Origin of the sequence: Pseudomonas sp. GM33 (assembly GCF_000282295.1) — a bacterium.
In the GTDB taxonomy this organism is placed as follows: domain Bacteria; phylum Pseudomonadota; class Gammaproteobacteria; order Pseudomonadales; family Pseudomonadaceae; genus Aquipseudomonas; species Aquipseudomonas laurylsulfatiphila.
Genome location: NZ_AKJO01000094.1, coordinates 1 through 23,039, shown reverse-complemented (window position 1 = coordinate 23,039; position 23,039 = coordinate 1). Strand labels below are relative to the sequence as shown.

Genomic DNA, 23,039 nt, shown 5'->3' with positions numbered 1-23,039 from the left:
GTGGGAGCGAGCCTGCTCGCGATGAGGGCGATACATTCAACGCCAATATCACTCGCTGTAAATCATCTTCTTGGTCATGCCGCCATCGACCACGAATTCCTGGCCGGTGACAAAACCGGCATTCCTCGACAGCAGCCAGGCCACCATCGCCGCCACATCCTCGACCGTTCCTACCCTGCCCGCCGGATGCTGGGCATGATCGGCCTCGGTCAAGGGTTCGGCGCGCCGCACCGAGGGGTCGCGCGCATCGATCCAGCCAGGGCTGACGGCATTGACCCGGATCTCCGGACCAAGGCTGATGGCCAATGCGTGAGTCAGGGCCAACAAGCCGCCCTTGCTCGCCGCATAAGCCTCGGTGTCGGGTTCCGACTGGGCGGCGCGGGTCGAGGCCAGATTGACGATGGCGCCGCTGTGAGCACGCAGGTACGGCGCACAGTGCTTGGCCAGCAACATCGGCCCACTGAGATTCACCGCCAACACCCGGTTCCAGTGAGCCAGGTCGAGGCTTTCCAGGGTGATGTTGTGCGGATCGGCCACCGCCGCATTGCAGACCAGCGCATCCAGGCGCCCGAACTGGCCAAGCACCTCGGCCACGCCCAGCGCGACTTGCCCCTCGTTGGCGACATCCATGGCGATGAACCAGGCGTTGTCGCCCAGCACTTTCGCCACTTTCGAACCGCGCTCCCGGTCCAGATCCGTCAGCACGACTTGCCAGCCCTCGCTGATCAGCCAGGCCGAAATCCCCAGGCCTATGCCCCGCGCAGCACCGGTCACCAGCGCTACGCGGCCATTGGAGCCGGTGGTCGGCGTAGACAACTCGATCACAACGCAGCCAGACCGCGCGCCAGGTCGGCTTGCAGGTCCGCCACGTCTTCCAGGCCGACCGCAATGCGGATCAGGCTGTCACGAATGCCCGCCGCTTCACGCTCCTGCGGCGCCAGGCGACCATGGGACGTGGTGCTCGGATGCGTGATGGTGGTTTTGCTGTCGCCCAGGTTGGCGGTGATCGAAATCAGGCGCGTGGCGTCGATAAAGCGCCAGGCGCCCTCTTTGCCACCCTTCACCTCAAAACTGACGACCGCACCGAAACCCTTCTGCTGGCGCAGCGCCAGCTCGTGCTGCGGATGGCTCTTGAGGCCGGCGTAATGGACTTTCTCGATGCCTTCCTGCTGCTCCAGCCACTCGGCCAGTTGCTGGGCGTTGGCGCAATGGGCCTTCATCCGCAGGTTCAGGGTTTCCAGGCCCTTGAGGAAGATCCAGGCGTTGAACGGGCTCAGGGTCGGCCCGGCGGTACGCAGGAAGCCAACCACTTCTTTCATCTGCTCGCTGCGACCGGCGACCACGCCGCCCATGCAACGGCCCTGGCCATCGATGAACTTGGTGGCCGAGTGCACGACGATGTCCGCGCCCATTTTCAGCGGCTGCTGCAAGGCCGGGGTGCAGAAGCAGTTGTCGACTACCAGCATCGCGCCTTTGGCGTGAGCGATTTTCGCCAGTTCGGCAATGTCGACCAACTCGGCCAGCGGGTTGGAAGGCGACTCGACGAACAGCAGTTTGGTGTTGGGCTTGATCGCCGCATCCCAGCCGGACAGATCCGCCAGGGCCACGTAATCGACTTCGATGCCGAAACGCTTGAAGTACTTTTCGAACAGGCTGATGGTCGAGCCGAACACGCTGCGCGACACCAATACGTGATCGCCAGCACTGCACAGGCTCATCACCACAGCCATGATCGCAGCCATGCCGGTGGCGGTGGCCACGGCTTGCTCGGCACTTTCCAGAGCGGCGATGCGCTCTTCGAAGGCGCGTACGGTCGGGTTGGTGTAGCGCGAGTAAACGTTGCCCGGCACTTCCCCGGCAAAACGCGCGGCTGCGTCGGCAGCGGTGCGGAATACATAGCTGGAAGTGAAGAACATCGGATCACCGTGTTCGCCTTCCGGCGTACGGTGCTGACCGGCACGTACGGCCAGGGTATCGAACGCTACGCCTTCGAGGTCGCTGTCCAGCCGACCGGCATCCCAATCCTGACTCATGCTGTCACTCCTTTCCCTATTCTCGTAATTTAAAAGCCGGATACAAAACCGGCCCCTCAGGGCCGGTAGAAACTCAGTTGTTGTACAGATCAATGATCGCGCTGACTGCCTGCGTCTTGACCTTGGAGGCATCGTTGCGTGCCTGCTCGATCTTGTTCAGGTAAGCCTCGTCGACGTCGCCAGTGACGTACTGGCCATCGAACACCGCGCAATCGAACTTGTCGATCTTGATCTTGCCGCCACCGACCGCTTCGATCAAGTCAGGCAGATCCTGATAGATCAGCCAGTCGGCGCCGATCAGGTCAGCCACGTCCTGGGTCGAACGGTTGTGCGCGATCAGCTCGTGAGCGCTCGGCATGTCGATGCCGTAGACGTTCGGGTAGCGAACCGCTGGCGCCGCGGAGCAGAAATAGACGTTCTTGGCGCCGGCTTCGCGGGCCATCTGGATGATCTGCTTGCAAGTGGTACCGCGCACGATGGAGTCATCCACCAGCATCACGTTCTTGCCGCGAAATTCCAGCTCGATGGCGTTGAGCTTCTGGCGTACGGATTTTTTCCGCGCGGCCTGTCCCGGCATGATGAAGGTCCGGCCGATGTAGCGGTTCTTCACGAAGCCTTCGCGGAACTTCACGCCCAGGTGGTTCGCCAGCTCCAGCGCAGCGGTGCGGCTGGTGTCCGGAATCGGGATGACCACGTCGATGTCGTGATCCGGACGCTCGCGCAGGATTTTCTCGGCCAGTTTCTCACCCATGCGCAGACGGGCCTTGTAGACCGACACGCCGTCGATGATCGAATCCGGACGCGCCAGGTAGACGTGTTCGAAGATGCACGGGGTCAGGGACGGGTTGGTCGCGCACTGACGGGTGTAGAGCTTGCCCTCTTCAGTGATGTAGACCGCTTCGCCTGGCGCCAGGTCGCGAATCAGGGTGAAGCCCAGCACGTCCAGGGAAACGCTTTCCGAGGCGATCATGTACTCGACGCCTTCGTCGGTGTGACGCTGGCCGAAAACGATCGGGCGGATGCCGTGCGGGTCGCGAAAGCCCACGATGCCGTAGCCGGTGATCATGGCTACGACGGCATAACCACCGACGCAACGGTTGTGCACGTCGGTGACGGCGGCAAACACGTCTTCTTCGGTCGGCTGCAACTTGCCGCGCTGGGCCAGTTCGTGCGCGAACACGTTGAGCAGCACTTCCGAATCGGAGCTGGTGTTGACGTGGCGCAGGTCAGATTCGTAAATCTCCTTGGCCAGTTGTTCAACGTTGGTCAGGTTACCGTTGTGCGCCAGGGTGATGCCGTAAGGCGAGTTGACGTAAAACGGTTGAGCTTCAGCCGACGTCGAGCTGCCCGCGGTCGGATAACGCACATGGCCAATGCCCATGTGACCGACCAGGCGCTGCATGTGACGCTGCTGGAACACGTCACGCACCAGGCCGTTATCCTTGCGCAGGAACAACCGGCCATCATGGCTGGTCACGATACCGGCAGCGTCCTGGCCGCGGTGCTGGAGCACGGTTAGCGCGTCATACAGCGCCTGATTGACGTTCGACTTACCGACGATACCGACGATGCCACACATGCGACGCAACCCCTACTTAATGGATCTGAACTGAGCACTACTCACTGAGGCGTTTTGGCCATCGGCAAGAGTTGCTCCTTGAACGGAATATCAGCGGGTACGCTGATTCCGCTGGCAAGCCACTGACTGCTCCACCCGAGGATCAGGTTTTTGGACCAGTCGGCGACCAATAGAAATTTTGGCACGAGCTGTGACTCTTTCCACCACCCGTCCTGCTGTACCGGCCCCAGGCTCAACAGCCCGACGGCGATGACCACCAGCAACCCGCCACGCGCGGCGCCGAAGGCCATGCCGAGGAATCGGTCGGTCCCGGAGAGCCCGGTGACGCGAACCAGTTCGCCGATAAGATAATTGATCATTGCGCCTACGATTAAAGTGGCGACAAACATGATGGCACAGCCCGTGATTATACGAGCCGATGGCGTTTGAATGTACCCGCCGAGGTACTCGGACAGTGAGCCACCGAACATCCAGGCAACGACTCCTGCGATGATCCAGGTCAGCAGCGACAATGCTTCTTTGACGAAGCCGCGGCTCAGACTGATCAATGCGGAGATGGCGACGATTGCTACGATCGCCCAGTCAACCCAGGTAAATGGCACAGTGCAGCCTACAGACGGATAAGGCGGCGCATTTTAGCAGAGCCCATGCTTATCGGTAAGCTGCGATTGTCAGTGCATTGCATATCGGGGCGATAGTTTTAGCCACGTTCCGGCTGAAAGCGCACGACAAACCCCTTCAGGTTCTGCTGGCGGTTCAGCAAATCCCGCAGCCGGTCGGCTTCTGCACGCTCGATCAGCGGCCCGACAAACACCCGGTTTTTGCCGTCGGCGGTCCGGATGTAGGCGTTGTAACCCTGGCTGCGCAGGGTTTTCTGCAGCTTTTCCGCGCTTTCACGGTTCGCCAGACTGGCCAGTTGCACCGACCAGCTGACCGACAAGCCATTGGCATCGACACGGCTTTGCGTGGTGTCCGGCTTGCCGGGTGCCGCCGTGATGGGCTGGGCAGGCGCGGTCGCTGGCTTGGCGGCCAGCGCCGGAACCGGTGCTGGTGGCGGCGTAACCGGTTTGGCAGCAGGTGCCGGAGCCACCGGCGCAGCCGGTACCGCCGATTCCTGCTGGGCGATTTCGTCATCGCTCGGCACGGGCTCCTGGGGCAAGGCTTGCGGCTCAGGCACCACCACCGGCTCGACCTGCACCTGGGGCAACGCAGGCGCCTGCGGGGCCGCCGGCGCTTCGACCGTCACCTGGCGCTGTTCGTCCTGGCGGGAAAACAGCATCGGCAGAAAAATCACCGCCAGCGCGACCAACACCAGGGCGCCAACCATGCGCTGTTTGTATGCCTTATCCAGCAATGCCATTTGCCGCTTCCTCCGTGGAGCGCCGGGCCAGCCATTCAAGGGCCTCGGCGACACAATAAAATGATCCGAACAACAGGATTTCGTCGTCGCTCGTGGCCTGCGCGCACTGCCCTTCCAGGGCGGCCGCTACACTGTCGTATGACGTGACCGAGGCACCAAGACCCTGCAATGCATCGTGCAGATCCGCAACCGGACGCGCCCGAGGCGAATCCAGCGGTGCAACAGCCCAGTGCTGGACACTAGCATTCAACTCGCCGACAACACCACCCAGATCCTTGTCCGCCAGCAGCCCGAACACCGCCAGACGCTTGCCGACCGGTGGACGACTGGCCAGACGACGGGCCAGGTACTCCGCCGCATGCGGGTTATGCCCCACATCCAGCAATAAATTCAAACGCTTGCCCTGCCACTCGAACGCGCGGCGATCCAGACGACCGACCACCTTCGTAGCCTGCAGCGCTTCGATAATCTGCGCATCCACCCAAGGCAAGCCAAGCAGCAGGTAAGCCTGCAACGCCAGCGCGGCGTTTTCCATCGGCAGATCGAGCAGCGGCAGGTCGCGCAGCTCGACTGCACGCCCTTGCGCATCGACACCGCGCCATTGCCAGTTGTGATCGGTCATGCCCAGATCAAAATCGCGCCCACGCAGGAAAAACGGGCAGTTGAGCTCGCGCGCCTTGTCCAGCAGGGGTTGTGGAGGATTCAGATCGCCGCAGAGCGCAGGCGCGCCCTGGCGGAAAATCCCGGCCTTCTCAAAGGCCACGGACTCTCGGGTATCACCCAGGTAATCGGCATGATCGACGCCAATACTGGTGACCAGCGCCATGTCGGCATCCACCACGTTGACCGTGTCCAGACGACCGCCCAGACCGACTTCCAGCACCACCGCATCGAGCCCGGAGTGCTGGAACAGCCAGAACGCCGCCAGGGTGCCCATTTCGAAGTAGGTGAGCGAAGTGTCGCCACGCCCGGCCTCTACCGCAGCAAAGGCCTTGCACAGCTCGGCGTCAGTGGCTTCGACGCCGTTGACCGTTACCCGCTCGTTGTAGCGCAGCAGGTGCGGGGAGTTGTAAACCCCCACCTTCAAGCCCTGGGCCCGCAGCAAGGACGCCACGAATGCACAGGTGGAGCCCTTGCCGTTGGTCCCGGTGACCGTAATCACCCGTGGCGCCGGCTTGCCCAGTCCCATGCGGGACGCTACCTGCTGCGACCGCTCCAGCCCCATGTCGATGGCCGAAGGGTGCAACTGTTCGAGGTAGGCGAGCCATTCGCCAAGGGTACGTTGGGTCATAGGCTGGCAGGTACCGGTGGAACCACGATTGGCTCGATGGGGGCGGCCACGAACTTCGGCGTCGGCAGCCCCATCATTTGCGCCAGCAGGTTGCCCAGGCGCGGACGCAGCTCCTGACGGTCGATGATCATGTCGATGGCACCGTGCTCCAGCAGGAACTCGCTGCGCTGGAAGCCTTCCGGCAGTTTTTCACGCACGGTCTGCTCGATCACACGCGGACCGGCAAAACCGATCAGCGCCTTCGGCTCGCCGACAATCACGTCGCCCAGCATCGCCAGGCTGGCGGAAACGCCGCCGTAGACCGGATCGGTCAGCACGGAGATGAACGGGATGCCTTCTTCACGCAGGCGCGCCAGCACCGCAGAGGTCTTGGCCATCTGCATCAGGGAAATCAGCGCTTCCTGCATCCGCGCACCACCGGAAGCCGAGAAACAGACCATCGGGCAACGTTTTTCCAGGGCGTAGTTGGCGGCGCGAACGAAACGCTCGCCGACGATGGCGCCCATCGAACCGCCCATGAAGGAAAACTCGAACGCAGAAACCACGATCGGCATGCCCAGCAACGTGCCGCTCATCGAAACCAGCGCGTCTTTTTCCCCGGTCTGCTTTTGTGCAGCAGTCAGGCGGTCCTTGTACTTCTTGCCGTCGCGGAATTTCAGACGGTCAACCGGCTCCAGGTCTGCACCCAGTTCGGTACGGCCTTCAACGTCGAGGAAGATGTCGATACGGGCGCGGGCGCCGATACGCATGTGATGGTTGCACTTGGGGCAAACGTCCAGGGTCTTTTCCAACTCCGGACGATACAGCACAGCCTCGCAAGACGGGCATTTGTGCCAAAGACCTTCAGGCACCGAGCTCTTCTTGACCTCGGAACGCATGATCGAAGGGATCAGTTTGTCTACTAACCAGTTGCTCATGCTTTCTTTCTCCAGTACCGGCGGCCCGAACGCTCTGGTTCGCAGCCCCGTGTATGCCCTAGCGCTAAATTCATGTGTGCGGCGATGATCAGTGAATGGCCGGATCAGCGAAACGTGACCTGCGTACCACCCCATGACCCTCAGCCGTTTTGTACAGTGCAGTGGACGGCGGCAGACTGCCAGCCGTCACATCAACAGGTGCTACCGCGTACCGCCTTGATAAATGCCTGGACCTTTGCGTGATCCTTGATGCCCTTGCTCGCCTCTACCCCGCCACTGACATCCACGGCATAGGGCCGGACGCGGGTTATCGCTTCGGCGACGTTATCCGGTGTCAGGCCGCCGGCCAGAATGATCGGCTTGCTCAAGCCTTGCGGTATCAGTGACCAGTCAAACGCCTCACCGGTTCCTCCGGGAACGCCTTCGACATAGGTGTCGAGCAGGATTCCGCTGGCACTGGCATACGCATCACAGGCCGCGGCGATGTCATCACCGGCCTTGACCCGCAGCGCCTTGATGTACGGACGGTGCCAGCCTTCACAATCCGCCGCGCTTTCATCGCCGTGAAATTGCAGCAGGTCCAGGGGCACCGCGTCGAGGAGTTCGCCCAGTTCGCAACGGCTCGCATTGACGAACAGGCCCACGGTGGTCACGAACGGCGGCAGCGCCTGGATGATCGAGCGCGCCTGCTGGAACGTCACCGCACGGGGGCTTTTGGCATAGAACACGAAGCCGATGGCATCCGCCCCGGCCTCGACGGCTGCCAACGCATCCTCTATGCGGGTAATCCCACAGATCTTGCTGCGAACGGCTGACATGTCGACACAACTCCAAGACAAATCCGGGAAAGTCCCGGATGGTAACAAAAGCGTTCGAGGGCGTCAGCCGCCAAGTTCGGAGAAGCCGGTCAGGAAGTGTGGACCGATGTAACGTTCTGGCAATTCGAACTCGTCACGGTACTCGACCTGCACCAGATACAAACCAAATGGATGCGCGGTCACGCCACCGGTCCGGCGGATCCGGCTCTCCAGCACTTCTTTCATCCACTCCACCGGACGTTCACCGGCGCCAATGGTCATCAGCACACCGGCGATGTTGCGCACCATGTGGTGCAGGAAGGCGCTGGCGCGAATGTCCAGCACGATCATCTTGCCGTGACGGGTGACACGCAGGTGATGCAGCTCCTTGATCGGCGATTTGGCCTGGCACTGGCCGGCACGGAAAGCGCTGAAATCATGGGTGCCGAGCAGGTATTGAGCGGCCTCGGCCATGCGTTCGACGTCCAGCGGGCGGTGGTTCCAGGTCACTTCTTCGTTCAGGTGCGCGGGGCGGATCTGATCGTTGTAGATCACGTAGCGATACCGACGGGCAATGGCCTTGAACCGCGCATGGAAGTGCGCCGGCATGACCTTGGCCCAACTGACACTGACGTCGTGGGGCAAGTTGATGTTGGCGCCCATGGTCCAGGCCTTCATCGAACGCTCGACCTGGGTATCGAAATGCACCACCTGCCCGCAGGCATGCACCCCGGCGTCGGTACGCCCGGCGCACATCAGCGAGACGGGTGAATCGGCGACTTTGGACAAGGCGTTTTCGAGGGTTTCCTGCACGGTGAGCACCCCGGATGCCTGGCGCTGCCAGCCACGGTAGCGCGAGCCTTTGTATTCGACGCCCAGCGCGATCCGGAAAAAGCCGTCGGCTGCCATTTCGGCGGCCGGGTTATCTATATTTGCCAAGGAGGGACAGCCTGCTGATGTACCAAAGGCGGGCATTATAAGGCCGCCGGGCGGGGATACCAGAGAGATCTCCTTTGACTGTTGCGGCCTCTTCGCGGGCAAGCCCGCTCCCACAGTGATTTATGTCGCCCACAAAACCTGTGGGAGCGGCGGTGCGGCGGTCCGACTTGCCCGCGAAGAGGCCGCAGCAGACGACATCAATGCATCGCCCAAACAAAAACGGCAGCCTCACCGGGCTGCCGTTCCGTTTACAACTGAACGATCACTCAAGCCAGACGCGAAAGCATCTCCCTGGCCTCGCTCTTCTGCTCGTCACTGCCTTCGCTCACGACCTCATTGAGGATGTCGCGGGCACCGTCGCTGTCTCCCATGTCGATATAGGCCTGGGCCAGATCGAGCTTGGTAGCGGCTTCATCGGTACCCGAGAGGAAGTCGAACTCGTCATCGCCATCCAGTGCGGCATCGGCTTCGGTAAAGGTCGGCTCACCGATGCTGTTGGACAGGCTTTCCAGCTCGGCGTTGACATCATCCAGCTCGGCGGCGAACGTATCCGGTGTGCTCATTTCGTCGGCCAGCGACAGGTCGAAGTCGGCAGGCAAATCCAGATCATCCAGCGCAACGTCAGGAACAGCCGGGGTTTCGGCGACTGGAAAATCCTTCACGCCCTCATCCAGATCCAGTAGAAAATCATCTTCCGCCAACATCGCCGGCGACGGTTGCGCACCGAGATCCAGGTCAAGGTCGAAGTCCGACAGGTCGTCGAGGTTTTCCTTGATTTCGGTCTGTTGCTGCAACACCGACTCAAAACTCAGATCGTCATCCAGCGGAAATTCGTCCAGATCCGCCAAAGCCTCCACTTCAGGCTCCGGTGCAAGTGCAGGTGCAGGTGCAGGCGCCACTGGCTGGATCGTGTCCAGATCATCCAGGCTCAGGTCGAAGGCGCTGTCGAGGTCATCCTCGAATGGTGCCGGCTCTGCTGCTGGCGCTGGCGGCTCATCGAGCAACAGGTCCTTGACGTACTGCGCGTCCAGTTCGGCAGCAACGGCGGCTGCGGCGATGCCACCGGCAGCCACCAGCGCCATGGCCGGGAAGCGGCTTTTGAGCTTTTCGACCTGGGCGAAGTTGTCGCCATTGGCCACCAGCTTGCGCTCCTGGCCGACGAACGCATCGCGGTCGCCTTGCTGGCCGTAGACTTCCATCAGTTTCAAGCGCAAATCGCTGCGCTGGGGTTCTTGCTTGACGCCGTCCTCCAGCAACGCGGCAGCCTGGTTCAGGCGACCGGCATTGATGTGCGACTGAGCCTGGCCCAGCACGTCATCGGAACGCTCGGCAGCCGGCGACACTAATGGCGCGGCGATCGGCGTAGTCATCACGACCGGGGCAATGACTGGCGCCGGCGCGGGAGCCGGCGTCGGTGCAGTCGCCAGCTTCACGCTTGGCGACGGAACATCCAGGCCTTCGAAGCTGCTTTCCGGCAAGTCGAGATCGGCCGAGAACGGCTGCTCTTCGGCCAAGGCACGCGCCATGCGCTGATGCTTCTCGGCTGCTTGCTGGGCTTTGCGGCGTCGCGCCAGCAACAGCAGCAAGAGCAGCAGAACGACAGCACCGCCACCCACGAGGCCCAGCAGCACCGGATTGCTCAGCAACTCATTGAATTTCTGATCGTCGGACGCAGCCGGCGTCGCCTCGACAGGTTGTCCGACCGGCGTCGGAGCTGCCTCGGGCGCCGCGGCCACTGGCGCAGAGTCTGCCGGCGCAGGTGCAGCCGGATTGGGCGCCAGCTCGGCCGACATTGCCGGAGCCGTTGCGGTGCCTGGTGCGCCAGTCGCACCCTCGGCCTGCAACTTGGCCAGTTGATTGTTCTTCAGCTCGATCAGGCGCTGCAGCTTGTCCACCTGGCTTTGCAGGTCAGCCATGCGGCTTTTCAGCTCGGCGTTATCACGACGACTGGAGTCGAGGCTTTCCTGAGTCACCGCCAGCTTGTTGCTGAGGGCCACGGCATCACCAGCAGGCCCTTTGCCACGATTCTTGCCGGACTCGGCAGACACCAGGCTCAGTTTGTCGCCGGCCGCTTGAGCAGGAGCAACATCGCTGCGAGCACGATGGGTGGCGTCCAGTTGCTGCTGCCCTGCCCCGGGCTTGGCGACATAACGTCGCCCCTGACGCCAGGCCTTGTTCTGCGCAGCCACTTCGGCGATGGCCTTGGGTTGCGGCAGGTTCGTGCTCTGCGCCTGATCGGGCATACGCAGCACCTGGCCGGTTTTCAGGCGGTTGATGTTACCGTCAATGAAGGCGTCCGGGTTCAGCGCCTGAATGGCCAGCATGGTTTGCTGGATCGAACCGCCATTACGCGCCTTCGCGGCGATTTCCCACAGGGTATCGCGCGGCGTGGTGGTGTATTGCGATGGCTTGGTCGCACCGGTGACCGGTGCAGCGACGGTTGAAGTCGGTGCAGGCTGCGCAGCCGCCTCGGCGGTTTGCGACGAGAATTTCGATGGATCGAGCAGCACACTGTAGTCGCGCAACAAACGGCCGTTCGGCCACATCACCTGGACCAGGAATTTCACCATCGGCTCGGAGAGCGGCTTGCTGGAGGTCACGCGCAGGATGCTTTTGCCGTTGGCGTTAAGCACCGGGGTGAAGGTCAAGTCATTCAGAAACGCCTGGCGGTCGACACCGGCCTTGGCGAAATCTTCCGGCGAAGCCAGGCTCGGCACCAATTCGGCAGCGGTGAGGTCCTTGACATCGAGCAGCTCGATTTCCGCCACCAGCGGCTGGTTGAGCGTCGATTTCAGGGTCAGTTCCCCGAGCCCGAGGGCATGCGCCATACCGGAGGACAGCGCCGAGGCGGCCGCTATTGCTAACACCAGTTTGCGAACTTGAACCATTAGCTCATCCTTAGTTTGAACATTCCTCGGCCAGCGAGAAGATATTGATAGCCGCAGCCGTAAGGCATTGCGTACAACGACGAAGGTCGTCGCGCGCGATCATTTGATTGATGCCCCGCAAAGCCCCGCAGAGTGGCTCGCCTTCAGCGCTCCGGCAAGCATAGGCTCGCGCGGAATCATTCGACAAATTGTTGCAAAGTATCTTTTACAGCAGGTCTTTAATCAACAACTCAGCCAGCTGCACAGCGTTGAGCGCGGCGCCTTTGCGTACGTTATCTGACGTCAGCCACAAATTAAGTTCCGACAGGTCGTCGATACCGTGGCGAACCCGTCCCACGTAGACCACATCCTGCCCTACCGCGTCACCTACCGGCGTCGGGTAATCGCCCGCCTCGACCAGCTCGATACCGGGCGCGTCTTCCAACGCAGCATTGACTTTGGCCAAATCAATGTCGTTTGCGCACTGCAGGGTCACGCTATAGCTATCGCCAAAAAACACCGGGGCTTGAATGCAAGTGACGGAAATCTTCAATGCAGGCAGCGCCATGACCTGACGCAGCTCACGCACCAGGCGTTTTTCCAGCAGCGTATGACCTTGTTCGTCCGGCTTGCCGACCTGGGCCAACAGGTTGAAGGCCATCTGCCGGTCAAAGAATTTCGGTTCCAGCGGCCGCACATTCAGCAGTTCAGCGGTTTGCCGGGCGAGCTCACTCACGGCTTCACGACCCTGGGCCGATACTGCCAGGCTGGCGGTCAGGCTGACACGCTGCAAATCGAGCACATCCATCAGCGGCGCGAGCACCACCGCCAGCGTGGTAGCCGACGGACTTGGGGCGCTGACCAGAAACGGCTTTTTCAAGCCCGCCAACACCTGAGCGTTGGCCTCAGGCACGACCTGCGGCGCCTTGTCCGCCGGCAAGGCACCGGACAGATCGATCACCGAGCAACCGGCATCGGTCGCGCGGGAAGTAAAACTCAAGGAAACAGCCGGGCCGGCGGCAAAAAATGCCAACTGCACCTTGCTGAAGTCGAACTCATCGACTTCCCGCACCCGCACATTCTTGCCGCGAAAGGGTACGGAACTGCCGGCCGACTCGCTGCTGGCCAACAGATGAAGGGTGCCGATCGGGAAATCGCGCTCTTCGAGAATCTGCACGAGTGTTTCGCCGACAGTACCGGTGGCGCCGATCACGGCAATATCAATGGACTGGTTCATGGCTTGGCCTCTGGCGAAACGGGGGGAGCGGCACTTTACCGGGTGACTGGCATGCAGGCAATTCTGCCGGGCCTTGTGGTGCCTGTGATGGCCCCTTCGCGAGCAAGCCCGCTCCCACAAGGATCGCGCTGAACCCTGTGGGAGCGGGCTTGCCCGCGAAGAGGCCGGTACGGGCAACACATAAACGCCAGACAGTCAGGGATAAAAAAACCCGCGCCTCTTTCAAGGCGCGGGTTCTTTCATTGCATCAGTCGATCAACGCTCGAGCAGGATCCGCAGCATGCGACGCAGCGGTTCGGCCGCGCCCCACAGCAGCTGGTCGCCAACAGTGAACGCGCCGACGAACTGCGAGCCCATGTTCAGTTTGCGCAGACGGCCAACCGGGATGTTCAGGGTGCCGGTGACCTTGTTCGGGCTCAGCTCCTGAATGCTGGTCTCACGGCTGTTCGGCACCAGCTTGACCCAAGGGTTGTGCTGGCTGATCAGCCCTTCGATGTCGGCGATCGGCACGTCTTTGTTCAGCTTGATGGTCAGCGCCTGGCTGTGGCAGCGCATGGCGCCGATGCGCACGCAGATGCCATCGACCGGGATCGGGCTCTTGAAGCGACCGAGGATCTTGTTGGTCTCGGCCTGGGCCTTCCACTCTTCACGGCTTTGACCGTTCGGCAGTTCCTTGTCGATCCACGGGATCAGGCTGCCGGCCAGCGGTACGCCGAAGTTTTCGGTCGGGTACGCGTCGCTGCGCATGGCTTCGGCCACACGACGGTCGATGTCGAGGATCGCGCTGGCCGGGTCGGCCAGTTGATCGGCGACCGCGGCGTGGGTCGCGCCCATCTGCTTGATCAGTTCACGCATGTTCTGCGCGCCGGCACCGGAGGCCGCCTGATAGGTCATGGCGCTCATCCACTCGACCAGACCGGCTTCGAACAGGCCACCAAGGCCCATCAGCATCAGGCTGACGGTGCAGTTACCGCCGATGTAGTTCTTGGTGCCAGCATCGAGCTGCTGGTCGATGACCTTGCGGTTCACCGGGTCCAGTACGATCACCGCGTCATCCTGCATGCGCAGGCTGGAAGCGGCGTCGATCCAGTAACCCTGCCAGCCGGCTTCGCGCAGCTTGGGGAAGACTTCGCTGGTGTAGTCGCCACCCTGGCAGGTCAGAATCACGTCGAGGGTTTTCAGCTCTTCAATGCTGTAAGCGTCCTTGAGCGGAGCAATGTCCTTGCCCACGGACGGGCCTTGGCCACCGACATTGGAAGTGGTGAAAAACACCGGCTCGATAAGATCGAAATCCTGCTCTTCCAGCATCCGCTGCATGAGCACGGAACCGACCATACCGCGCCAACCGATCAGACCTACACGTTTCATCGCAACTACACCTTCTTGAAATGTGGGCCGCTGCCTTGTCTTGAATTTGGCAGCGGGCCCGAGAGATTACAGATTCCGCAGCGCGGCGACTACTGCGTCACCCATTTCCTGCGTACCGACTTTAGTGCAACCGGCCGACCAGATGTCGCCCGTGCGCAAGCCCTGATCGAGCACCAGGCTTACGGCTTTCTCGATGGCGTCTGCGGCAGCCTGCTGATTGAAGCTGTAACGCAGCATCATCGACACCGACAAAATGGTCGCCAGCGGGTTGGCAATGCCCTTGCCCGCGATGTCCGGCGCCGAACCGTGGCACGGCTCGTACATGCCCTTGTTGTTGGTGTCCAGGGACGCCGATGGCAGCATGCCGATGGAACCGGTGAGCATCGAAGCCTGGTCGGACAGGATGTCGCCGAACATGTTGTCGGTGACGATCACGTCGAACTGCTTCGGTGCACGCACCAGTTGCATGGCGGCGTTGTCGACGTACATGTGGCTCAGTTCGACTTCAGGATAATCCTTGGCCACTTGCTCGACCACTTCACGCCACAACTGGCTGGACGCCAGTACGTTGGCCTTGTCCACCGAGCACAGTTTCTTGCCGCGGACCATGGCCATGTCGAAGCCGACACGAGCGATGCGGCGGATTTCGCTTTCGCTGTACGGCAGGGTGTCGTAGGACTGACGCTCACCGTTTTCCAGGGTACGGGTACCGCGTGGCGCACCGAAGTAGATGCCGCCGGTCAGTTCGCGAACGATCAGGATGTCCAGCCCGGAAACGATTTCCGGCTTCAGGCTGGAAGCCTCGGCCAGTTGCGGGTACAGGATCGCCGGACGCAGGTTGCCGAACAGGCCCAGTTGCGCGCGGATTTTCAACAGGCCGCGCTCAGGGCGGATGTCACGCTCGATGGTGTCCCATTTCGGGCCGCCGACCGCACCCAGCAACACGGCATCGGCCGCGCGGGCACGTTCCAGGGTTTCATCGGCCAAAGGCACGCCGTGCTTGTCGATGGCCGCGCCACCGATCACGTCGTGGCTCAGCTCGAAGCCCAGAGAGAACTTGTCACTGGCCAGCTCCAGGACCTTGACCGCTTCGGCCATGATTTCCGGGCCAATACCGTCACCTGGGAGAATCAGAATCTGCTTGCTCATGCTTTCCTCATGTCATCAGTCGGTGCGCCCTGGGGCGCTCCCGGAAAAATTCTATCGCTCGGCCATCAATACCAGCACATCGGTACTGAACGAACCATCGGCCTCAATCTCAAAATATTCGCGTACTTCATGACCCATCGACTGCTGCAACTGGCGGATCGCCGCGCGCATCACTTCAGGAGTGCGCATGCGTTCGACCCAGCTGTTGTACTCCAGACGCAAGCGCTGACGGGTGGTACTGCGGGTGTGCAGCCCCGCCTCGCTGACCTGGCGCAACCACTCACCGGCGGAATAATCGCGCACATGGCTGGTGTCGCGCAGCACTTCGACGCTTTGCAGGTAAGTGTCGAACAACGGACTGCCCGGTGACAACACGTCGACAAATGCCGCCACGCCACCCGGCTTCAACACCCGGCGCACTTCCCGCAGGGCCACGCCCAGATCGCTCCAATGGTGCGCCGAATAGCGGCTGAAGACGAAATCGAATTCGCCATCGGCGAACGGCAGGCGCTCGGCGGCACCGAGGACCGTCGATACGTTGCTCAAGCCACGATCAACGGCAGCACCGGCGACCACATCCAGCATTTGCTGCGACAGGTCGTAGGCCACCACTTCCTTGACCAGCGAAGCCACGTGGAAACTCACGTGACCGGCGCCGCAACCCAGGTCCAGGACCCGGGCATCGCCCTGCCCCGCCAGTTCAGCCTGTAGCAGAGCGAATTCGGTGCCTTGAGCGTGTACGGCGCTGCTGAGGTAGGCGGCTGCCTGTTCACCGAATTGCTTTTGGACTACCTGGCTGTGCTGGGCGGTGCTGGTCATGGGGACTTCCTTTGAGGTGTGAGCCTTGCGTTGTCTGGTCTGCCGTCTTCGCGAGCAAGCCCGCTCCCACATTGGAACGCATTTCAAAATGTGGGAGCGGGCTTGCTCGCGAAGAGGCCGGCCCTGCCTACATCAATTTCTGATCAATCACGCATCGCGAAACAGCCACGGCTGGCTCGCACGGTGCTTGGCTTCAAACGCTGCAATCGCATCGCCGTCCTGCAAGGTCAGGCCAATGTCGTCCAGACCATTGAGCAGGCAATGCTTGCGGAACGCATCGACTTCAAAGCTCAACACCTTGCCGTCAGGACGGGTCACGGTCTGGGCTTGCAGATCGACCTGCAACTGGTAGCCAGGATTGGCCTCGACCTGCTGGAACAGTTCGTCGACTTCGGCATCGCTCAGGATGATCGGCAGCAAGCCGTTCTTGAAGCTGTTGTTGAAGAAGATGTCGGCATAGCTCGGCGCGATGATGCTGCGGAAACCGTACTCTTCCAGCGCCCACGGCGCGTGTTCACGGCTGGAGCCGCAACCGAAGTTCTCACGGGCCAGCAACACGCTGGCGCCCTGGTAACGCTCGGCATTGAGGACGAAGTCCTTGTTCAGCGGACGCTTGGAGTTGTCCTGATAAGGCTGCCCCACATCCAGGTAACGCCATTCATCGAACAGGTTCGGGCCAAATCCAGTGCGCTTGATCGACTTCAAGAACTGCTTCGGAATGATCTGGTCGGTGTCGACGTTGGCACGATCCAAAGGCGCGACAAGTCCAGTGTGCTGGGTAAAAGCTTTCATGCTGCGCTCCTTAAATCAATTCACGGACGTCGACGAAACGACCGTTTACGGCAGCGGCCGCGGCCATGGCCGGGCTGACGAGGTGGGTACGGCCACCGGCGCCCTGACGGCCTTCGAAGTTACGGTTGGAGGTCGAGGCGCAATGCTCGCCACTTTCCAAACGGTCCGGGTTCATCGCCAGGCACATCGAGCAACCCGGCTCACGCCATTCGAAACCGGCTTCGAGGAAAATCTTGTCCAGGCCTTCCGATTCGGCCTGAGCCTTCACCAGGCCCGAGCCTGGCACCACGATGGCCTGCTTGATGGTCGAGGCCACTTTGCGGCCCTTGGCGATCACCGCGGCGGCGCGCAGGTCTTCGATCCGCGAGTTGGTGCAGGAACCGATGAATACGCGGTCGAGCTGGATGTCGGTGATCGCCTGATTGGCGGTCAAACCCATGTACTTCAAGGCACGGACGATGGAGTCACGCTTGACCAGGTCCATTTCCTTCGCAGGATCCGGCACGTTCTGGTCGACCGCCAAGACCATTTCCGGCGAGGTGCCCCAGCTGACTTGCGGCTTGATTTGCGTTGCGTCGAGCTCGACCACGGTGTCGAATCTGGCGTCGGCGTCAGACACCAGGTCTTTCCAGGCTTCGACGGCCAGGTCCCACTCCGCGCCTTTCGGCGCGAACGGACGACCCTTGACGTATTCCACAGTCTTTTCGTCTGCAGCCACCAGGCCTACGCGAGCGCCGGCTTCGATGGCCATGTTGCAGATGGTCATGCGGCCTTCCACGGACAGGTCGCGAATCGCGCTGCCGGCGAATTCGATGGCATGGCCGTTACCGCCGGCGGTGCCGATCTTGCCGATCACGGCGAGCACGATGTCCTTGGCGGTCACGCCGAACGGCAATTGGCCTTCGACGCGCACCAGCATGTTCTTCATTTTCTTGGCGACCAGGCACTGGGTGGCGAGCACGTGCTCGACCTCGGAAGTGCCGATACCGTGGGCCAATGCGCCGAATGCACCGTGGGTCGAGGTGTGGGAGTCGCCGCAGACCACGGTCATGCCCGGCAAGGTGGCGCCCTGCTCCGGGCCGATGACGTGGACGATGCCCTGGCGAACGTCGTTCATCTTGAATTCGACAATGCCGTATTCATCACAGTTGTCATCCAGAGTCTGGACTTGCAGGCGCGAGACCTGGTCAACGATGGCGTCGATGCCGCCCTTGCGCTCCGGGGTGGTCGGTACGTTGTGGTCCGGGGTCGCGATGTTGGCATCGATGCGCCATGGCTTGCGCCCGGCCAGACGCAGGCCTTCAAAGGCTTGCGGCGAAGTCACTTCGTGGATGATGTGACGGTCGATGTAGATCAGCGCAGAGCCATCGTCGCGCTGCTTGACCAAATGCGAATCCCAGAGCTTGTCGTAGAGCGTTTTGCCGGCCATCAGACGGTTTCCTCATCAGCTTGTTTCTATGCCCCGGATTTTGAATGACTCAATAACCCCTTGGCTTGTGAGGTCGATCCTATGGGGTTACATTAAATAACTCAAATTCATATTTTTTATGCTTTGGATAACCAACTGGAATACGAACATGGACCTGGCCAACCTCAATGCTTTTATTGCCATTGCCGAGACAGGAAGTTTCTCCGGTGCAGGTGAACGGCTGCACCTGACCCAGCCGGCCATCAGCAAGCGCATCGCCGGACTGGAGCAGCAATTGAAGGTGCGGCTGTTCGATCGCCTGGGCCGTGAAGTGGGCCTGACCGAGGCCGGGCGCGCCCTGCTGCCGCGGGCCTATCAGATTCTCAATGTGCTGGATGATACGCGCCGCGCCTTGACCAACCTCACCGGCGAAGTGACCGGCCGCCTGACCCTGGCCACCAGTCACCACATCGGCCTGCACCGTCTGCCTCCCTTATTAAGGGAGTTCACCCGACGCTACCCGCAAGTTGCGCTGGATATTCAGTTCCTCGATTCGGAAGTGGCCTACGAGGAAATTCTCCATGGCCGCGCCGAACTGGCAGTCATCACCCTCGCACCGGAGCCCCACACGCTGGTCAAGGCCACGCCTGTGTGGGACGACCCGCTGGATTTCGTGGTCGCCCCGGAGCACTCACTGCTCAACAACGGCAAGGTCAGCCTGGCGGACATCGCCCGACACCCGGCGGTGTTCCCCGGCGGCAACACCTTTACCCACCACATCGTGCAACGACTGTTTGAAGCCCAGGGCCTGACGCCCAACATCGCCATGAGCACCAACTACCTGGAAACCATCAAGATGATGGTCTCGATCGGCCTGGCCTGGAGTGTCTTGCCACGCACCATGCTCGATGACCAGGTGGCGCGCATACCTTTGCCGGGCATACAGCTCACTCGCCAGCTAGGCTATATCCTGCACACGGAAAGGACGCTGTCGAATGCTGCGCGGGCCTTCATGGCCTTGCTGGACGCTCAACTCGATCTGCCAGGGACTCAAGGCTAACTTGTGCTACTCCTATAGAGCCGCGAATACCTGCAACAAACGCCCAACACCAGCCCAAGGCTTGCCAATGCCGAAATCTGTAGACCGTATTCCGCCGATGCCGCGTATCCAGGCAATTGATCCAAAAAGCTCCGAACAGAGCTGGGAAAGCGCCTCGCAATTGCTCGCCGCGCTCAACGGTGCGCGCCTGGGCGCCTGGTATTGGGACATCGAGCGCGGCCAGATCAGCTGGTCCCGGGGTACGCAGGCGCTGTTCGGCTTCGATCCACGGCAACCGCTGCCCCATGACCTGGAATACCTCGACCTGCTGCCGCCCGAGGATCGCGCCAAAACCGTACGCGCCTTTCACGCGGTCATTGGCGGCGCGCCACTGGAGCAGGCCATGCACCACCGCATCCGCTGGCCCGACGGAAGCCTGCACTGGCTGGAAATCAGCGGCAGCCTGTTGCCGGACAAGCATGGCCGGCCACGGATGATTGGCGTGATCCGCGAGATTACTCACCAGCGCCAGCGTGAACAGGCGTTGAGCAGTTCGGAAAAACGCTTCGCCACCCTGTTTCACCTGTGCCCGAACATGGTTCTGCTGACCCGCCAGGAAGACGGCCTGATTACCGAAGCCAACCAATATTTCGAAAGCCTGTTCGGTTGGCCGGTGCAAGACGCGATCGGCCGCACCACCCTGGAACTGGGGCTGTGGGTACACCCCGAGCAACGGGCCGATCTGGTCAAGGCCACTAAAGCCAAAGGCGACCTGGTCAGCATGGAAGTGCAGTTCCGCGCCAGCAACGGCCAGATCCATGACGGCATCCTCAGTGCGCAAAAAGTCGAGCTCGAAGGCCAGCCCTATCTACTGAGCACCTTCCTCGACACCACCGAACGCAAAGCCGCCGAACACGCCCTCAAGGACAGCCAGGAACGCCTCGACCTGGCCCTGGATTCGGCGCAACTCGGTACCTGGGACTGGCACATTCCCAGCGGCATGCTCTACGGATCGGCACGGGCCGCCCAACTGCACGGTCTGGAAGCCAAACCCTTTCACGAATCCTTCGACGCATTTTTCGAGGGCGTGCCCGGCGAAGAGCGCGACACCATGCGCGACGCCTATCGCAGCCTGCGCGAAGGCCCGGCCGGCAACTATCAATTGACCTACCGCGTGCAATTGCCCGACGGCAGCTCACGCTACCTGGAAAGCCGCGCCCGCCTCTACCGCGATGACAACGGCGTGCCGGTGCGCATGGCCGGCACCTTGCTCGACATCACCGACCAGGTTGAGCGTGAACAACGGCTGGTGGCCTCCGAAGAAAAATTCGCCACGCTGTTCCAGGTCAGCCCCGATCCGATCTGCGTCACCCACCAGGACAGCGGCCAGTTCATCGAAATCAACTCCAGCTTCACCCAGACCTTCGGCTGGAGCACCGCCGATGTGATCGGCCGCAGCGCCGACGAAATCGGCCTGTGGGACGCCTCGGCGAAAAGCCTGCGACGGATCGAACAAGTAATCCGCGAACAAGGCCTGAACAACGTCGCCATTCTGGTCCAGCACAAGGACGGACAGGCCCTGACCTGCGTGATTTCCAGCCGCCAGATCAGCGTCGGCGACCAGGCCTGCATCGTCACCACGCTGCGCGACATCACCCAGCAACAACGCTCGGAAGCGGCGCTCAAGGCCAGTGAAGAGAAGTTTGCCAAGGCCTTCCACTCCAGCCCCGACGCCATCACCATCACCGAGCGCGACACCGGACGCTATCTGGAGGTCAACGACGGTTTCTGCCGCCTGACCGGCTACCGCGCCGAGGAAGTGGTGGGCCGCACGGTGTACCAGGTCGGGATCTGGGCGGAAGAAAAACAACGCTCGGCGCTGCTGGCCGAATTGCAGATCAAGGGCCGGGTTCATCACCAGGAAATGCTCGGGCGCAACAAGCGCGGCGAACTGCTCACCGTCGAAGTCTCGGTGGAGCCGATCACCCTCAACGAAACCGCCTGCCTGCTGTTGACCGCGCGGGACGTGAGCCTGCTGAAAAACGCCGAAGCGCAGATTCGCCACCTGGCCTACCACGACCCACTGACCAACCTGCCCAACCGTGCCTTGCTGATGGACCGCCTGAGCCAGCAGATCGCCCTGCTCAAACGGCATAACCTGCGCGGCGCGCTGATGTTCCTCGACCTCGACCACTTCAAGCACATCAACGACTCCCTCGGGCATCCAGTGGGCGATACCGTGCTGAAAATCATCACCGCGCGCCTGGAGGCCAGCGTGCGCATGGAGGACACGGTTGCGCGCCTGGGTGGCGATGAATTCGTGGTGCTGCTCAGCGGCCTCGAAGGCTCGCGCAGCGAGGTCAGCGATCAGGTTCGCGAACTGGCCGACACCCTCCGCGAGCTGCTGTCCGAACCGATGTTCCTCGACGGCCAGCGCCTGCAAGTGACGCCAAGTATCGGCATTGCGCTGATCCCCGATCACGGCTCGACCCCGACCGACCTGCTCAAGCGCGCCGACATCGCGCTCTATCGCGCCAAGGACTCGGGACGCAATACCGCGCAGATGTACCACAACACCATGCAGAAGGCCGCGAGCGAACGCCTGCGCATGGAAACCGACTTGCGCCTGGCCCTGTCCCGGGGCGAATTTCACGTGCATTACCAACCCCAGGTCGACGCCCGGGGCGACCGCATCGTCGGCGCCGAGGCCCTGGTACGCTGGAATCACCCGGAACTCGGGGCACAATCACCGACAGAGTTCATCAAGGTGCTGGAAGACAGCGGACTGATCCTGGAGGTCGGCACCTGGATCCTCGACGAAGCCTGCCAGGCCTTCAAGCAACTGATCGACCGAGGCCTGGTGAACCCTTACAAATTCAGCCTGTGCGTGAACATCAGCCCGCGCCAGTTCCGCCAGAACGATTTCGTTGAACGCGTTGAAAACAGCCTCGCCACTTATGGGCTGCCCTGCTCGTTGCTGAAACTGGAAATCACCGAAGGCATCGTGATCCAGAACCTGGAAGACACCATCGGCAAAATGCGCCGCCTGAAAAAACTCGGTGTGAGCTTCGCCATGGACGACTTCGGCACCGGCTATTCCTCACTGACCTACCTCAAGCGCCTGCCGGTCGACACCCTGAAAATCGACCAGTCGTTCATCCGCGACGCCACCAGCGACCCGAACGACGCCGAGATCATCCGCGCCATCGTCGCCATGGCCCGCAGCCTGGATTTGAAAGTGATTGCCGAAGGGGTGGAAACAGCGGAGCAGCTTGAGTTCCTGCTGGGGCTGGAGTGCCACTTCTACCAAGGGTATTTGCACAGCCCGCCGTTGCCGGTGGAAGAGTTCCAAAAACTCCTGAAATAACGCAAACCCTGGAGCTGCCGCAAGCTGCGATCTTTTGATCTTGATTTTTAAAATCAAAAGATCGCAGCCTGCGGCAG

General features: G+C 61.6%; 18 protein-coding genes. 2 read left to right on the top strand and 16 right to left on the bottom strand.

The genetic code is table 11. The features are described from left to right. Positions 1 to 48: 48 nt before the first annotated feature. The 16 genes from PMI26_RS11865 to leuC all read right to left on the bottom strand — a co-directional run bounded on the left by PMI26_RS11865 (position 49) and on the right by leuC (position 18,577). Positions 49 to 825 carry an SDR family oxidoreductase gene (locus PMI26_RS11865; RefSeq protein ID WP_007975672.1) on the bottom strand — a complete coding sequence of 259 codons (777 nt, stop codon included), beginning with the start codon at positions 823 to 825 and terminating at the stop codon, positions 49 to 51. After that, positions 822 to 2,033: an O-succinylhomoserine sulfhydrylase gene (locus PMI26_RS11870; RefSeq protein ID WP_007975671.1), complete on the bottom strand. Its 1,212-nt coding sequence runs from the start codon at positions 2,031 to 2,033 to the stop codon at positions 822 to 824. The genes PMI26_RS11865 and PMI26_RS11870 overlap by 4 nt, the downstream gene beginning before the upstream one ends. 73 nt (positions 2,034 to 2,106) lie before the next feature. Further along, the gene (gene purF, locus PMI26_RS11875) at positions 2,107 to 3,612 is read right to left on the bottom strand and encodes an amidophosphoribosyltransferase (RefSeq protein ID WP_007975670.1); all 1,506 of its coding nucleotides are present in this window, start codon (positions 3,610 to 3,612) and stop codon (positions 2,107 to 2,109) included. 41 nt (positions 3,613 to 3,653) lie between these two features. Continuing rightward, positions 3,654 to 4,214: a CvpA family protein gene (locus tag PMI26_RS11880; RefSeq protein WP_007975669.1), complete on the bottom strand. Its 561-nt coding sequence runs from the start codon at positions 4,212 to 4,214 to the stop codon at positions 3,654 to 3,656. A gap of 98 nt (positions 4,215 to 4,312) precedes the next feature. Next, positions 4,313 to 4,972, bottom strand: coding sequence for an SPOR domain-containing protein (locus tag PMI26_RS11885; protein WP_007975668.1), 660 nt, complete (start codon positions 4,970 to 4,972; stop codon positions 4,313 to 4,315). Continuing rightward, positions 4,956 to 6,263 (bottom strand): bifunctional tetrahydrofolate synthase/dihydrofolate synthase, encoded by a 1,308-nt coding sequence (folC, locus tag PMI26_RS11890; protein ID WP_007975666.1) that lies wholly within the window; start codon positions 6,261 to 6,263, stop codon positions 4,956 to 4,958. Before folC ends, PMI26_RS11885 begins: the two co-directional genes overlap by 17 nt. Next, positions 6,260 to 7,180: an acetyl-CoA carboxylase, carboxyltransferase subunit beta gene (gene accD / locus PMI26_RS11895; protein WP_007975665.1), complete on the bottom strand. Its 921-nt coding sequence runs from the start codon at positions 7,178 to 7,180 to the stop codon at positions 6,260 to 6,262. The genes folC and accD overlap by 4 nt, the downstream gene beginning before the upstream one ends. 191 nt (positions 7,181 to 7,371) lie before the next feature. Next, a complete protein-coding gene (locus PMI26_RS11900) occupies positions 7,372 to 7,998 on the bottom strand; it encodes a phosphoribosylanthranilate isomerase (protein ID WP_007975664.1) in 627 nt (208 codons plus the stop codon). A 63-nt stretch (positions 7,999 to 8,061) separates the two neighbouring features. Further along, a complete protein-coding gene (truA, locus tag PMI26_RS11905; RefSeq protein WP_032829430.1) occupies positions 8,062 to 8,886 on the bottom strand; it encodes a tRNA pseudouridine(38-40) synthase TruA in 825 nt (274 codons plus the stop codon). A gap of 296 nt (positions 8,887 to 9,182) precedes the next feature. Then, positions 9,183 to 11,804 carry a FimV/HubP family polar landmark protein gene (locus tag PMI26_RS11910; protein WP_007975662.1) on the bottom strand — a complete coding sequence of 874 codons (2,622 nt, stop codon included), beginning with the start codon at positions 11,802 to 11,804 and terminating at the stop codon, positions 9,183 to 9,185. A gap of 205 nt (positions 11,805 to 12,009) precedes the next feature. After that, on the bottom strand, positions 12,010 to 13,020 hold the full coding sequence (locus PMI26_RS11915) for an aspartate-semialdehyde dehydrogenase (protein WP_007975661.1): 1,011 nt from the start codon (positions 13,018 to 13,020) through the stop codon (positions 12,010 to 12,012). A 255-nt stretch (positions 13,021 to 13,275) separates the two neighbouring features. Next, the gene (gene asd / locus PMI26_RS11920) at positions 13,276 to 14,388 is read right to left on the bottom strand and encodes an aspartate-semialdehyde dehydrogenase (protein ID WP_007975660.1); all 1,113 of its coding nucleotides are present in this window, start codon (positions 14,386 to 14,388) and stop codon (positions 13,276 to 13,278) included. 66 nt (positions 14,389 to 14,454) lie between these two features. Beyond that, positions 14,455 to 15,537, bottom strand: coding sequence for a 3-isopropylmalate dehydrogenase (leuB, locus tag PMI26_RS11925; protein WP_007975659.1), 1,083 nt, complete (start codon positions 15,535 to 15,537; stop codon positions 14,455 to 14,457). Positions 15,538 to 15,588: 51 nt separating this feature from the next. Then, entirely contained in the window at positions 15,589 to 16,356 is a 768-nt protein-coding gene (locus tag PMI26_RS11930) for a class I SAM-dependent methyltransferase (RefSeq protein ID WP_007975657.1), read from the bottom strand. Positions 16,357 to 16,503: 147 nt separating this feature from the next. Next, a complete protein-coding gene (gene leuD / locus PMI26_RS11935; protein WP_007975656.1) occupies positions 16,504 to 17,148 on the bottom strand; it encodes a 3-isopropylmalate dehydratase small subunit in 645 nt (214 codons plus the stop codon). 10 nt (positions 17,149 to 17,158) lie between these two features. Continuing rightward, entirely contained in the window at positions 17,159 to 18,577 is a 1,419-nt protein-coding gene (gene leuC, locus PMI26_RS11940; protein WP_007975655.1) for a 3-isopropylmalate dehydratase large subunit, read from the bottom strand. Positions 18,578 to 18,725: 148 nt separating this feature from the next. Between leuC and PMI26_RS11945 the strand changes: the two genes are divergently transcribed. Both PMI26_RS11945 and PMI26_RS11950 read left to right on the top strand, forming a co-directional pair. Further along, entirely contained in the window at positions 18,726 to 19,616 is an 891-nt protein-coding gene (locus PMI26_RS11945; RefSeq protein ID WP_007975654.1) for a LysR family transcriptional regulator, read from the top strand. Positions 19,617 to 19,683: 67 nt separating this feature from the next. Beyond that, the gene (locus PMI26_RS11950) at positions 19,684 to 22,962 is read left to right on the top strand and encodes a PAS domain S-box protein (protein WP_007975653.1); all 3,279 of its coding nucleotides are present in this window, start codon (positions 19,684 to 19,686) and stop codon (positions 22,960 to 22,962) included. The last annotated feature ends 77 nt before the right edge of the window (positions 22,963 to 23,039 follow it).

Bases quoted from the DNA above. Each gene is read 5' to 3' on its own strand.
- leuD (WP_007975656.1), bottom strand. From the start codon at position 17,148: ATGAAAGCTTTTACCCAGCACACTGGACTTGTCGCGCCTTTGGATCGT.
- accD (WP_007975665.1), bottom strand. From the start codon at position 7,180: ATGAGCAACTGGTTAGTAGACAAACTGATCCCTTCGATCATGCGTTCC.
- PMI26_RS11945 (WP_007975654.1), top strand. From the start codon at position 18,726: ATGGACCTGGCCAACCTCAATGCTTTTATTGCCATTGCCGAGACAGGA.
- leuC (WP_007975655.1), bottom strand. From the start codon at position 18,577: ATGGCCGGCAAAACGCTCTACGACAAGCTCTGGGATTCGCATTTGGTC.
- leuB (WP_007975659.1), bottom strand. From the start codon at position 15,537: ATGAGCAAGCAGATTCTGATTCTCCCAGGTGACGGTATTGGCCCGGAA.
- asd (WP_007975660.1), bottom strand. From the start codon at position 14,388: ATGAAACGTGTAGGTCTGATCGGTTGGCGCGGTATGGTCGGTTCCGTG.
- PMI26_RS11885 (WP_007975668.1), bottom strand. From the start codon at position 4,972: ATGGCATTGCTGGATAAGGCATACAAACAGCGCATGGTTGGCGCCCTG.
- truA (WP_032829430.1), bottom strand. From the start codon at position 8,886: ATGGCAGCCGACGGCTTTTTCCGGATCGCGCTGGGCGTCGAATACAAA.
- folC (WP_007975666.1), bottom strand. From the start codon at position 6,263: ATGACCCAACGTACCCTTGGCGAATGGCTCGCCTACCTCGAACAGTTG.
- PMI26_RS11910 (WP_007975662.1), bottom strand. From the start codon at position 11,804: ATGGTTCAAGTTCGCAAACTGGTGTTAGCAATAGCGGCCGCCTCGGCG.
- PMI26_RS11915 (WP_007975661.1), bottom strand. From the start codon at position 13,020: ATGAACCAGTCCATTGATATTGCCGTGATCGGCGCCACCGGTACTGTC.
- purF (WP_007975670.1), bottom strand. From the start codon at position 3,612: ATGTGTGGCATCGTCGGTATCGTCGGTAAGTCGAACGTCAATCAGGCG.
- PMI26_RS11900 (WP_007975664.1), bottom strand. From the start codon at position 7,998: ATGTCAGCCGTTCGCAGCAAGATCTGTGGGATTACCCGCATAGAGGAT.
- PMI26_RS11870 (WP_007975671.1), bottom strand. From the start codon at position 2,033: ATGAGTCAGGATTGGGATGCCGGTCGGCTGGACAGCGACCTCGAAGGC.
- PMI26_RS11950 (WP_007975653.1), top strand. From the start codon at position 19,684: ATGCCGAAATCTGTAGACCGTATTCCGCCGATGCCGCGTATCCAGGCA.
- PMI26_RS11930 (WP_007975657.1), bottom strand. From the start codon at position 16,356: ATGACCAGCACCGCCCAGCACAGCCAGGTAGTCCAAAAGCAATTCGGT.